Below are 13,079 nucleotides of genomic sequence, written 5' to 3' on the forward strand. Positions count from 1 at the left end.
ACTCCCTGTAATACAGAAAATGTAAAGAAATGTAAAAGAGGGGATGCCAGTTCAAAAAATAAACGTTATATTACTTGTATGACCCACCTGTAATACAGCGAGTTCAAAAATTTTGCGAATGAGTCATTGTTACAGATTCCTCTATCGGCTACAGGTTTGAACCCTGGTTGAGAGATGGTTGATAGAGGATGGGTACATCAGGAGTGCATCTACTACACAAAAACTTAATTTTGCCTTTATAATCCCAGGTGTCCGAAATACAGTGCGTAATACATGGCTGGTAAGGAGATAACTCTACCAGCTTGCGAGTCGAAGGTATTCCTTCCTTGTGCAGGAAGGGAAGAGTGGGGGGCGGTAAAAAACTGATCGGAAAGTTTTTCTGCCTATTATCTACTACCCACTTATGGATTCTCCCGATCATCAGGTTTTCTAATTTTTCTTGGAATAGTTCATCTGGGTTTGCTGCTTCTGGTTTCAGGGGCAGCAATTTTTTTTGGTTGTAGGTTGTTGGTTGTGGGTTGTGGGTTGTTGGTTGACTTTAGACATCATTAGTTAGTAGATAATTTCTATGCTACTTAACTTTCAGACTCCGGAGACGATTCAGGGCAGCAGCTAACTCAAAACGGCGGAATTTCACAAAATCACCTTCCGGTAAATTCGATAGAATATCTAAACCCTTTGATTCAATATCTCCCATTACTCCATCCAGGATTTCTGGCAAAGCGCTCTCTCCATTAATATACTGCCGTTTAGCATAGACAATCGCTTCTGCAATTGCTCTTAATTGCCCTCTTTCAGCAATCTGCTCCACTGAGGCAAGATCGATTTCTTCTGTACCAAAGACTACTTCATCTACATCACGAACTTTTAACTTTACCTCTCTGTTTCCTCGACTGGGATCGATACTTTCTGGCAAGAGAATTCGTGGATTAATACTGCCAAATTTATCCCCACCTTCCTTGAGGCGTTCCGTTCGATATTTTAGCGCTATTTCTTTTGCTTCTTTGGTAACATCTTGAGGTTGGAAATTATCCATGGCAATTGCAATATCGGCGACATCAAAGTAATCACCACTACCTCCCATGACTAAAATAGTGGAAACGCCACAGTCAGTGTAAAGTTGTCGCACCTTATCGATAAACGGCGTAATGGGTTCCTTATCTTTCGCTACCAACTGCTGCATTCTGCGATCGCGAATCATAAAATTAGTGGCGGCAGTATCTTCATCCACTAATAATAATTCTGTCCCTGCTTCCAATGCTTCGATAATATTAGCAGCTTGAGATGTACTGCCACTGGCATTTGTGGTGGAAAATTGACGAGTAGATCTATTTTGAGGTAACTGATTAATAAAGGGAGATATATCCACACTGGCAATACTCCGTCCATCTTCAGCGCGAATTTTCACTGCGGCTGGATTAGTTACCACTAATTCCCGTCCGTCATTAGGGATATGATTGTAAACGCCTAACTCAATAGATCGTAGTAAAGTAGACTTGCCATGATAGCCTCCACCGACTATCAAAGTCACGCCTTTTGCAATACCCATCCCTGTGACTAATCCACGATTTGGACAAGTAAACTTGACTCGTAAAGATGGTGGAGATTGGAAAGGTACAGCTTCATCAGATAAAGGGCGATCGTCAACGCCACTAGTACGAGGTAAAATAGCACCATCAGGAATAAAGGCAACTAATCCTCTTTTTGGAAGTTCCTGACGCAGCCATTCAGCATCTTCCACAGTCTCAACATGATCCTGAATTGCCTTAGCATTTAGAGAACTATATTTCAGGGCTTGATTAACAATTAGGGGAATATCTTCACAGAGCATTTCTCCAGCTTGTCGCCCGGAAATACTCCTTCCTCTGCCAGGTAATCCGACAATAAAACGCACTTCTACTGATTTATCCGTAACGAATACACAGGTGCGCTCTAGTACAGATTGTCCCACATAAGTAATCGCAATTAGCCCACTATTACCCGTGCCGCGATGGGAACTAAAGTTTTTTACCACACTGTCAAATTTTCGTGTTAGATAATCCCGCAGGGCAATTTCACGGGCTGGAGTTTGATAAAGTTGAGTGGGAAAACCTGCCACAGATTGGGGGGCTATTACCCGAATCTGACTGGGAGTAGCGAAGGGATCTCCTTGGACGCGATCGATAATTAAGGTGAAATCGGTGAACTGATAGCTTCCTTTAATATCTCGATAAGCTTTATAGCCGCGATCGTCTAATTGTAGAAGGAGTTGGCGCAGATTTTCTCTATTACTCATTGGTTGTTGGTTGTTGGTTGTTGGTAAACAACAAATTTAAAAAGATGAACCGGGCTGTTGGAGAAACTCAGCTTCTTTTGGGGTTGTCTCTCTGCCTAAAATCCTGTTACGGTGGGGAAAGCGCCCAAATAGTTCAATAACTTCAAGGTGGCGGTAGGCATATTTAATGGTACTATCACTTTCTGGATCATCTTTGAGAGTAGAAAATAACTCAATGGATTGACGCTGATCGTCTAAGTTTTCGCTATGTTCAAAGGGCAAATAAATAAACCAGCGTTGTAATGGTAGCAACTCTAGGTCAAAGCCGCAAGCAACAGCATATTTTGCCACATCAAGAGCTTGAGAATCCGTGGCAAAGGCTTGAGGGGAATCGCGAAACATATTGCGGGGGAATTGATCTAGTAAAATAATGAGGGCTAAACAACTCAAGGGAGAGTTTTTCCATTTATCTACTTTACCTGCGGCTGCCTCCTGATAATCTAAGATAAAACGCGATCGCACTTCTTCATCAAATGCTGCATTTTTGGTAAACCAGACTTGGCGTGGTTTACCATACTCTGGATCGTCTAGTTTACCAAACCAAAACTCTATAATTTCCTGCGGTTGTGACATTGAGGTTGAGTTTCTCCATAATGCGATCGCTGTTTAACAGCATATCCGAATGGACAATCCGATTGTGGACTAAAAGAGATCGCGCCTTGGCGGATGATTGGATAGTGGGAAAGCGCTAGGGCATTCTCCCGGCTGTGCGATGGCAACGCCAGTCTTCGGCATCGCATTTTGGATACGACACCGATGTCAGGATAGAATTGGTTAAAGATTCTTTTTCCTTCCGGATCAATTGTGCGGCTGACTGAATAATCTAATGAAGGTAACAAACACAACAAGGTATCAACAGCTATTGCTTGTAGTAATGGTGAAGCTGACTACGATATCTCGTTAATTTTACAGGAGTTAGGCTCGCATGGACTCAAAGCAAAGGTTAGCTAATTTAGAAAAAATATTAAATTTACATTATGAAACTCTTGATGCAGCACGGAAGCGATGTGCTGTCGCTAATGACATCTTTGAAAAGAACGCTATAAACCAAAGAATTCGGGAAGAAGTTCTGCCAGAGATTCGCCAAGCGCAAACTAATTATTGGAATTTCCTGGAGACACAAACATCCTCTTTGATGGAAGTGGATGCCCATAATGCCATCGTTGAGGTTGTCCCGGAAGTTGAACTAATTGTGAACAACTCCAGTGCCAAATATCCCGAGGAGTTGATGCAGAAGTTGCACGAGATTCTCAAGAAGCTGAATGAACCGCAGACACCTGCGGCTGCTAAACTGAAAGCCGCTTTGCCTCTTATCCCTGGGATTGTGTCTTATGAAGTGGAATTTGATACAGAAAACTCGTTGACAAGGGTATTTGAACGAATCAAACAACTCTTTAAAAAACCAATAGATGAAAAAAAAACTCAAACCTAACACGATCAGGTTCACTCGGAATAACGTCTCCTATTACCCAACCACCACCTATTTTACGCTCAATAATTTATCGGAAGATTAAGCAGCCAAGGGCATTAATCTGTGTTAAGACTTCCCCACACACGGAAAAAACCTCTGTAATAACGGAGATTAAGCAAGAAATTCCTCAAGGCTATCAAGCAGTCTCCGTTCAATTTCAGCGGTCAAACAATGCGTTAACCAGTTCGGATCGTTTATTCCAGTGGTTTTGTACCCAAATTACCCAGCAACTTCAGCTAAAAAATACACTAGCTGAGTCTTGGCAGGAAGGAATAAGCAGCAAGATGAACTGTAGTAACTATTTTGAAACATATCTGTTACCAAACATCAAAACTGCCCTTGTTATCGTCTTGTATAACGTCGAGTTGATTCTTGAATATCAAGCAATCGCCAATAACTTTTTTGAATTGCTGCGATCTTGGCATAATAATGCCGCTAACGAAAATGGTTGGGAAAAGCTGCGGTTGGTGATTGTCCATTCTCAAGATATCTCTTTAACAGGTAATGTGCCATTTAATGTAGGAGTATTGATTAAGTTCCGAGAGCCAGAAGCGGGACAATCATGTTTCGCATATCTCTGATTTGTCTCAAGAGTATTTTCACAGTTATTGGAGGATTAATTAATGTCAAGGCACATACTAGCAGGAACTTTGCCCATTGATTCCCCCTTCTACGTCGTGCGAGAGGCAGATGAAAGCTTGTACCATGAATTAAAAAAGGGGGAGTTTTGTTATATCCTGAACTCGCGACAAACTGGCAAATCCAGTTTAAAAGTAAGAACAATGCAACGGTTGAGAGAAGATGGGTTTATTTGTATTGATATTGATCTTACTCAGATCGGTACCGGGGATGATATCTCCATAGAGCAATGGTATACAGGGGTAATTTATTTTCTGGCAAAAGGGATAAAGCTAGATGAGTCTAGTTTAAATACCTGGAGCAATCTTCATAGTGAACTCTCGCCGGTGATGAGATTGAGGAACTTTATTGAAGAGAAATTGGTTTCTCATCCCAAAGAAATTGTCATTTTTATAGATGAAATCGACTCTGTTCTCAGTCATAAACTGAAGGGCAAGTTAGATGATTTTTTCGCATTGATCCGAAGTTGCTATAACCAACGGGCTGATAAGCCAGAATTCAACAGTATAACTTTCATGCTGTTAGGGGTAGCCACTACTTCAGATTTGATTTGCGATCAAAACCGCACGCCGTTTAATATTGGTACGGCGATTGAGCTTAACGGCTTTCGTCTGAATCAAGCTCAACCTTTACTTCAGACATTAGAGGGGAGAGTTAGCAATCCCCAAGCGGTACTGCAAGCAATCTTAGCTTGGACAGGTGGGCAACCTTTTCTTACCCAAAAACTTTGCGCACTTGTAACAAATGGTATGGAGGCATCGGGAGTAGAACAGTTGGTGAAACAACAGATCATCGAAAACTGGGAATCCCAGGATAACGCGCAGCATTTGAAGACGATACGCGATCGCATTGTTCCCAATCTCATTGATCTCAATCTCTCCAGTCTGCAAAGTGTAGAGCGATTACTAATGCTATATGAGCAAATTTTATATAATCAACAAATCACTGCTGATAACAGTCGTGAACAACAACAATTGTTGTTATTAGGCTTGGTTGTAAAACAGGAGACTAACTTAACAGCTTACAATGATATTTATCCGCGTATTTTTGATTACCGATGGGTTCGGCATCAGCTATTATCTGTTAGGAGTCAGATAAAAATACGTGAAAATGAGGAATTAACTAATCGGCGAGATCAGATGCTAAATCAGCGACCTTACTCCCAAGAAATAACAGAATGGATCGCTAGTAATCGACATAATTCCAAACTATTGCGGGGTAAAAAATTAAATAAAGCAATCGAATGGCGTAAGGTTCAAACATTGCCATTACCCTCAGAAGACCAGGATTTTATAAGTCAAAGTCAATCTTTAAAAGAGCGAAAGAACCAGAAGCTCACTATCTTAATAATTACTGTACCCTTTCTCGTTGTAGGGTTGGGAGTAGCCGGGTCTTTCTGGCATATCGATCAGGTGAATCAGAAATCATTTAGCGAAGGTAACCGGACTCTCTTTAAGGAGATTGAAAATGCCAATCGAGATGAAGGTATTGAAGCTTTCAAAAAAAAGGATTATTCAACGGCTAGTGAGTATTTTAAAAAAGCGATAAAAGCCGATTCTCAAGATCCAGAAGTACAAATATATGCCAATAATGCCGCAGTTTTAAATCAGGAGAAATTAGGAGGGAAGGATAAACCATCAGTCACTCTTGCCGTAGTTGTACCTCTGGATATTAAAAACGAAGTCGCTGCGGAGATGTTGCGAGGAGTTGCGCAGGCACAAACTAATTTCAACGAAACATCGAAGAGTCGGTTCTTGAAAATTGTAATTGCTAAGGATGACAATGACCCTAAGAAAGCAAAACAAGTTGCTCAGAAGCTAATCAAAAAACTAGCAATTATAGGAGTGATTGGACACAACACCAGTAAAGTTACGGAAGCTGCGCTACCTGAGTATGAAAAAGGTTCTATAGCCATAATCTCCCCCACTAGCACAAGCACTTCCCTGGAGAATAATGTTTTTTTCAGAACCGTGCCGAATAACGATGAAATTGCTAAAACATTAGCGACTTATGCCATAAAAAACAACTACAAACAAGTTGGTATTTGTAATAACCCTAATAATACATATAGTGCTGACATAACGGATGCTTTTGAAAAACATTTTGAACTTCAAGGTGGAAGTATTGTAGGAGAGCAGATTGATTTGACCTATCCTGGACTCGATGCTTCTGGGGTAGTTGCAAAAATGTTGGATAATCAAGCGAATGCCTCTATATTGTTCCCAAACACAGAGAGCATTTCTGTGGTTGTTGAAATTGCCAGCGCCCAAAACAAACTAAGCCAGCAGGGAACCAAAAAGCTACCGCTACTTGGAGGAGATTCTTTGTACAATTCAAATATTTTCAATTCAGGAGGAGAGCCTGTTGAAGGTTTGGTTTTAGCTGTACCTTGGTTTCCAGATGAAACAAATTCAAAAGCATTTGCTAAAAAAGCTGAGGAGAGATGGAAAGGGAAGGTTAGCTGGCGCACTGCTGCCAGTTATGATGCAACTCAAGCTTTTATTCAAGCGATGCCTTTGTCTGGGAAACCCACCCGTGAGAATATATTGAAAAACCTCAAATCTATTAAACTTGAACCAGATGAAACTTCAGGAAAGCCACTCAAGTTTGATAATCAGGGTGAGCGGAAAGGGCAACAACCTGTTCTAGTGAAGGTAGTTGGAGGTAACTTTAAGCCGGTGGAATAGTGAAGAAATCAAGAAATAGAAAATAGCTCAATCTATTTCCTCACTTTCCCCACCGGAAAATACTTGCTCCCCAAGTTAATCCTGCCCCAAATCCAGCAGCAGCAACTACATCTCCCGCTTTAACTTTCCCCTGACGTACCGCTTCATCGAGGGCGAGGGGAATTGAAGCGGCAGAAGTATTCCCATAATTAGCGAGATTACTGATAACTTTTTCCTTTGGAATATTCAACCTTTCCGCAACTGCATCGAGAATCCGCTGATTGGCTTGATGCAGGAGCAACCAATCTATATCCTCGGTAGTCATATTTGCCTGGAATAAGGCTTTTTCAATTACTTCTGGTACTTTCTGCACCGCAAACCGATATACTTCTTTGCCATTCATGATAATGGGTTGAAAATTGCCTTTACCCACCACCATTCCATTGACAAGTTCTTGACTTTGTGGTATGTAAGCTAGCTGAAGATATTTATACTGAGTCCCGTCACTACGAAGAGAAAATCCTAAAAAGCGATCGCTCTCATTTGCCTCCATTACCACTGCCCCAGCCCCATCAGCAAAGAGGATACAGGTTCCCCTGTCCTGCCAATCCACCCAGCGTGACAGAATATCAGCACCGATGAGCAATACATTTTTGTAAGTCCCTGTCCGGATAAACTGAGCTGCTGTTACCATACCAAAAACAAACCCAGAGCAAGCCGCAGTCAGATCGAAACTAACTGCTTGAGTTGCTCCGAGTTTCGCCTGAATTTGACTAGCAGTGCCAAATAGATCGTCGGGGGTTGAGGTTGCCAGGATAATTAAATCCAAGTCTTGTGGTGTAATTCCCGCCATAGCTATAGCACCATTAGCAGCCTCGGTTGCGAGGCTGCTCAGGCTAATCTGCTCGTCCGCCAGACGACGTTCCCGAATTCCGGTCCTGCTGGCAATCCATTCATCTGATGTTTCAACCATCTGACTAAGTTGATGGTTATTGAGAGACAGCTCTGGCTTTGCAGAACCACTTCCGGTAATGGCAATACCTACCCCTAGTTGATTCAAGGCTATTCTGCTCCATATTCAATTAGTCAAGGCAGAACTTTTCCAGGCTCAATATAATTTTTGATTCCCTTAACCATCCTGCCTACTTTTACTGCTAGCTGCCGATTTTTCCAACTCATCAATATTAGACTGAATCCGTTCCAGCACTCGGTTAGCCACCGCATCTTTCGCCAAGCGAATAGCATTAAAAATGGAAGGAGCTTGAGCGCTACCGTGACTGATAATACAGATTCCATCTACACCCAAAAGTAGACCCCCGCCATGTTCGGTGTGGTCGATCCTTTGTCTAACCCGCTTGATGTTAGATTTTAGCAGTGCTGAACCTAGCTGACCGCGTAATCCTTGAGATAATTCCTCTTGGAGGGTTTGGAGCATCGCCTCACCGACTGCCTCAGTATACTTGAGCAACACGTTGCCCACAAAGCCATCACAGACGATTACATCAAAACGACCAGAGAGAACATCTCTACCTTCTGCATTGCCAATAAAAGAAATTCTGGGATTTTTCTCTAATAGCTGATGGGTACGAACTGCCAAATCGTTGCCCTTAGATGGTTCTTCCCCAATATTAATCAATCCCACTTGTGGGTCAGGTATACCTAGCACATATTGACTATATACCGCCCCCATTACGGCAAACTGATCCAAATACTTGGGACGACAATCCACATTTGCCCCAACATCTAGGACAATGACTGATTTTCCTGCCATCATGCTGGGAAACACCGCACCAATTGCCGGACGGTCAATACCTGGCAAACGCCCCAAGCGTAGAAGACTTGCTGCCATAGCCGCACCGGAGTGACCCGCACTAACTACAGCTTGGGCATTTCTGCTTTTGACTAAATCCATTGCCACGTTAATTGAAGCCTTGGGCTTGCGCTTCAATGCCCCTAAAGGCTCTTCATCCATGGCAACTACATCATTAGCCGGGACAATTTCTACGTGGCGGGAACTGCTATGGTGTTGTTTCAGGCAGGCTTCAATGGCTTGAGGATCGCCAACTAGCAAAACCTCTACGTCCAATTCTTCCTGTGCCCTAATAGCGCCAGCAACGATTTCAGCGGGGGCATTATCCCCTCCCATAGCGTCGATTGCGATCCGTTCGCGAGATGCCATTGCTCAAATTTATAGAAACCTTACAAATTATAACAGTCAATGAACAAAAAACTTTAAAAAAGGGAGTGGTGAGTGGGGGGGAGAGTTTTGAGTTTTGAGTTAAAACTCTCCTGCCCCCTTGTCCCCCTTGTCACCCTTGTCCCTAACCTCCAGCTAATATAGCTTGTTGACCTTGGGGTGTTCCCGTATAGCCTAGGTATGATTGAACTGCTGGAGTGGGGGGATTTTTGTAGACGTAAAATAGCTGTCGCCCGAAAGGATAGTTGGGAGCATCTGGTGTGATACCGTCGATAGGTACAACCCGTACAGTTTGCTGGTTTTTGATCTGACTATAAGTACCATAGCCAATCCCGTCTGTTTTCAGTTCTCGAAGTAAACCTGTCGTCTCATCTCTGGGTAGAGTGGTTATGTTTGGTGTTGTGCCGAAGTTGCCACCTCGGAGTGCTAAGTCCTTAAATGCTTGATGAGTACCGCTAGCAATAGGTCGATTAACCACCCGCAGAGTGCCTGGTTGTCCCCCTACACCGGACCAGTTGTTGATTTGTCCCTGGAAAATACTTGCGACTTGGGCACTGGTTAATCCACCCTGAAAAGGATTAGTTTTGCCAACTACTATGGCAATTTGATCGGCTCCAATTGGCTGTGCTGCTAAACCTTGAGCTTGTTCGGCGGAGGTTAGGGGACGCGACACGGCGGCAATATCTGCTTGCCCTGCGATAACGGCTTTAATTCCGTTTTCGGAACCATTTGCTTGGGGAGTGACAGTAGTGCCGGGAAATTGAGTTTCAAAGGCGCGTTTGAGATTTTGATTGATCGTTACCATACTGGTAGAGCCATCAATGCGGATTGCCGTACCAGGAGGAACGGAAACAGGAGGGGCAATATTAGTGGTAGGTAAACTAGATCCTGGCAGCGGTTGTGTGGTTTGACCTGGAATAGTTGCTACTTGGGCTTTGGGTTTCATTACAAACCACCAGTAGCCACCACCAGCTAATGCCAATAGTAATAGAACGAAAGCAATTGGTGGCGGCCCGCTACTTTTTTGAGCCATAATATTTTTTTTACTCCGGAAGTTGTTTTTGGTCTGAGGGGGCTAACCGTTGCAAGCGTTGAGCAACAGCATCGTCTAATGCCATGCGATCCAGATCTGCACTGAGCTTTTCCGCAGGATTTTCTGATAGCTCTACTAAGGCATTCCCACGGAGATTTCGGCGTTGAACGGCACTTTTTGCGTCTTCAAATTGAGAGCGTGCTGAATCAATATTCAAGTCACTGTTGACTTTTGCCATACTAGTCAATGCTTCATTAATTTCCGACATGTCTTTCATATTCTGCATGTCGGTTTTATAAGATTCTAACTTAGTCCGTTCCCGGTTCAACTTATCTTTAGACGCATTAACAAATTTTTCTGCTTGCTTTACCTGTTCTTCGAGTTGCGGAAGGAGTTGCTCAATTTGAATTACTCTAGTCATTGCTAAACGCGCACCATCTTCATTTCCCTGGCTTTGCGCTGTCACTGCTTGTCGTTCAAATGATTGTAATTCTTGAACTTTAGCCTCATATTTCTGTTTGGCTCGTTGGTAAGCGGCTACTTGTATAGCAACAGCTTCAGCTAATTTTTGCACTGATTCCTGCATGGAGCGCAGGGATTCTTCGGCAACTTCTACTGCTACTTTCCCACCAGATTCGACTGGCATTCCCCAGAGCCAATTCCAGGTTCCTACAGCAACCCGTCCGGCTTTTTCTCCCATTAACCAGTACACTGCTTTTTTCATCTGTTTAGCTATAGTTTATTCTGTGGTATTACAAAAAAGCTGTGGTATTAATTCTCGTAGTTTATAACATTGATCAGAAACCATTGCAGAAGCATATCAATGTCTTTAAGCAATATTTTCTCAACGGCGATGACGATATCTCCCTTTTGCAGGATAAGTTGTAATTCCGCTATTTGTCCTGCCTCAATTGTGGCGGATACACCATTTCCCAAATTACCTACTGCGGACAGTTTTTTATAAAGCAGCGGCTCATTTCCTGCCGATCCCAATCGCACCCAGGTCATTACCTGATTATAAATAGTGGTGAGTTCATAAAGATCGTCATCACCAATCTGCAACATTTGAGAGCGTTTTCCACCCAGAAGCAAGGCGAATTCGTCTGGATCATCTCCAATCCCTAAATTCACTTGGGATTCCATCATTCCTTCAAAGGCCATGATAACAGCCTTTGTTTTCTCAAAGTCTACGATTTTGCCCATGCCACAATTTCCCCCGCGATTCTACCTATATCTGGTTTATACTAGACTTTTTAAATTAATGTTTGGTTAAGGAATCATTACGGTAGAATTAAGGTTCCTAGGAAACAGAGAATGGGTAGCGGGAAATTGCTAATTAGTAACTTTGCCTGTTCCCCGATAATGAACCACAAAAAAGGGAGGGAGTTATTGAAAAATAGAATAGATTAAGGCTGTAACTGTGTTTGGTTGAGCGTTGCAGGTTTTTTAGGAATAAACATGAGAATATTTTGGCGATCCCGGAGAGCTGCAATTGCGGCTTCCCAGGTAAAGGTGAATGACTGAAATGCCTCTGGTGAGATGTCATCGCAGTCTAGGGCATTCACCACTTTCTCAAATTCATCAAATAACCTTTTGCGAATTTTTTCTGTACTCTTTAAATCTTGACAGCCCTGGATTTCTTTAATCAGGATTAATACCTCTTGGTTGTAACCATCACCTTGATTTTTACGTCCCTTCTCAATGCGAGATTTTAATTGCCAACCCCAGGAACATACTATAGCACCAATTGATAGAAACAAACCTAACCAATCAGCATTTTCTTGAAGAAATGATGGTTTGTCTTTGTCGTAATAGTCTTGTGCCCCTGGATGAATTGGCAACAAAGTTCCACCTGATAAACTAGGTGGATTTATATAGGCAGCTTCTGGCATTAATGTGGCTAATTCTTGACGACGCTCGTACAAAATACTGGTAATTTCTTTTATGACATTTGGCTCAACTTTCTTGTTAGCTAAAAGGACTCGTTGAACTGCTACAGTTGGTAAATCTGTCGGTGGGATTGGCGGGAAACCTTGATAAGCTCCCTTGGGAATAACTCCTGGATCTAAAGTAGATTTTTTAATTTTCATCGCTGCTGCTTGATCTATTTCTACTAACCTTCCACCCCGTTGTTGCACGAGTTCAAGAATAGATTGATTTCCAGGAGGACGAACGCGAAATACGGCATCTACTTGATTGTTACGAAAAGCAGCATCCGTTTCCTTTTCAGATACAGCAAATGCGAATAATTCGTTGCTTTTGATCCCATAATGTTGAGATAGAAATAAGAAAGATTGATATTGCCCACTGCCTTGAGGTGGGAGTCCGATTCGCTTGCCTTTGAGATTTGAAACATCCTTAATCCCAGAATTTTCCTTGACCACTAACTGAAACATATCTGGGAATAAATTAGATACAATTCGTGCCGATGGTAAGGCGGGGATATCAGCTTGTGCTGTGGCAAGTTGTACTTTGTTTTCCTCTAAAAGTTTGATATTTTCCTCCGATCCTTGGGTTTCAATTACTTTGATTTTAATCCTTGGTTGATGTAGGTTAACCACCTTTGCCATTATCTGACTAAATAGATAACTTTCTCCTTCCTTGGAGCCAGCCGCAATAGTTAATTGATATACTCTGTTACGCTGAATAATCACATATCCAGTCAAAGCCACAATTAAACCAACACTCAAGATAATGGGGATGAGTAGGTTGCGATTTATACTGATTTTGTATTTAGATAACATAGGTGGGGATTGGGG

General features: G+C 42.5%; 11 protein-coding genes. 3 read left to right on the forward strand and 8 right to left on the reverse strand.

What is annotated here, in order from left to right:
- Positions 1 to 571: 571 nt before the first annotated feature.
- Together NJ959_RS16610 and NJ959_RS16615 are read right to left on the reverse strand one after the other, a co-directional pair.
- The gene (locus tag NJ959_RS16610) at positions 572 to 2,275 is read right to left on the reverse strand and encodes an ABC-ATPase domain-containing protein (RefSeq protein WP_254012852.1); all 1,704 of its coding nucleotides are present in this window, start codon (positions 2,273 to 2,275) and stop codon (positions 572 to 574) included.
- Between the two features lie 36 nt (positions 2,276 to 2,311).
- On the reverse strand, positions 2,312 to 2,887 hold the full coding sequence (locus tag NJ959_RS16615; RefSeq protein WP_254012853.1) for a DUF924 family protein: 576 nt from the start codon (positions 2,885 to 2,887) through the stop codon (positions 2,312 to 2,314).
- 352 nt (positions 2,888 to 3,239) lie between these two features.
- Here NJ959_RS16615 and NJ959_RS16620 point away from each other — a divergent pair, with 352 nt between their 5' ends.
- From NJ959_RS16620 to NJ959_RS16630, 3 genes are read left to right on the forward strand one after another with little or no spacing between them, the layout of a single operon-like run.
- Entirely contained in the window at positions 3,240 to 3,746 is a 507-nt protein-coding gene (locus tag NJ959_RS16620; RefSeq protein WP_254012854.1) for a hypothetical protein, read from the forward strand.
- A 32-nt stretch (positions 3,747 to 3,778) separates the two neighbouring features.
- Positions 3,779 to 4,366 (forward strand): AAA-like domain-containing protein, encoded by a 588-nt coding sequence (locus tag NJ959_RS16625; protein WP_373693668.1) that lies wholly within the window; start codon positions 3,779 to 3,781, stop codon positions 4,364 to 4,366.
- Positions 4,367 to 4,408: 42 nt separating this feature from the next.
- Positions 4,409 to 7,111: an AAA-like domain-containing protein gene (locus tag NJ959_RS16630; protein WP_254012855.1), complete on the forward strand. Its 2,703-nt coding sequence runs from the start codon at positions 4,409 to 4,411 to the stop codon at positions 7,109 to 7,111.
- Positions 7,112 to 7,151: 40 nt separating this feature from the next.
- Here the strand turns inward: NJ959_RS16630 and NJ959_RS16635 are convergent, their stop codons facing one another.
- From NJ959_RS16635 to NJ959_RS16660, 6 genes are all read right to left on the reverse strand, one after another.
- Positions 7,152 to 8,150 (reverse strand): beta-ketoacyl-ACP synthase III, encoded by a 999-nt coding sequence (locus tag NJ959_RS16635; protein ID WP_254012856.1) that lies wholly within the window; start codon positions 8,148 to 8,150, stop codon positions 7,152 to 7,154.
- A 69-nt stretch (positions 8,151 to 8,219) separates the two neighbouring features.
- Complete coding sequence (plsX, locus tag NJ959_RS16640) at positions 8,220 to 9,269, reverse strand: phosphate acyltransferase PlsX (RefSeq protein ID WP_254012857.1); 1,050 nt, start codon at positions 9,267 to 9,269, stop codon at positions 8,220 to 8,222.
- Positions 9,270 to 9,411: 142 nt separating this feature from the next.
- Positions 9,412 to 10,320, reverse strand: a complete 909-nt coding sequence (locus tag NJ959_RS16645) for a phosphate ABC transporter substrate-binding protein (RefSeq protein WP_254012858.1) — start codon at positions 10,318 to 10,320, stop codon at positions 9,412 to 9,414.
- A 10-nt stretch (positions 10,321 to 10,330) separates the two neighbouring features.
- Positions 10,331 to 11,044, reverse strand: coding sequence for a PspA/IM30 family protein (locus NJ959_RS16650; RefSeq protein ID WP_254012859.1), 714 nt, complete (start codon positions 11,042 to 11,044; stop codon positions 10,331 to 10,333).
- 47 nt (positions 11,045 to 11,091) lie between these two features.
- Positions 11,092 to 11,523, reverse strand: a complete 432-nt coding sequence (locus tag NJ959_RS16655; RefSeq protein WP_254012860.1) for a hypothetical protein — start codon at positions 11,521 to 11,523, stop codon at positions 11,092 to 11,094.
- Between the two features lie 203 nt (positions 11,524 to 11,726).
- The coding region (locus tag NJ959_RS16660; RefSeq protein ID WP_254012861.1) for a TAXI family TRAP transporter solute-binding subunit at positions 11,727 to 13,079 on the reverse strand (1,353 nt) is incomplete at its 5' end.

The organism is Limnofasciculus baicalensis BBK-W-15 (genome assembly GCF_024178385.1).
In the GTDB taxonomy this organism is placed as follows: Bacteria; Cyanobacteriota; Cyanobacteriia; order Cyanobacteriales; family Coleofasciculaceae; genus Limnofasciculus; species Limnofasciculus baicalensis.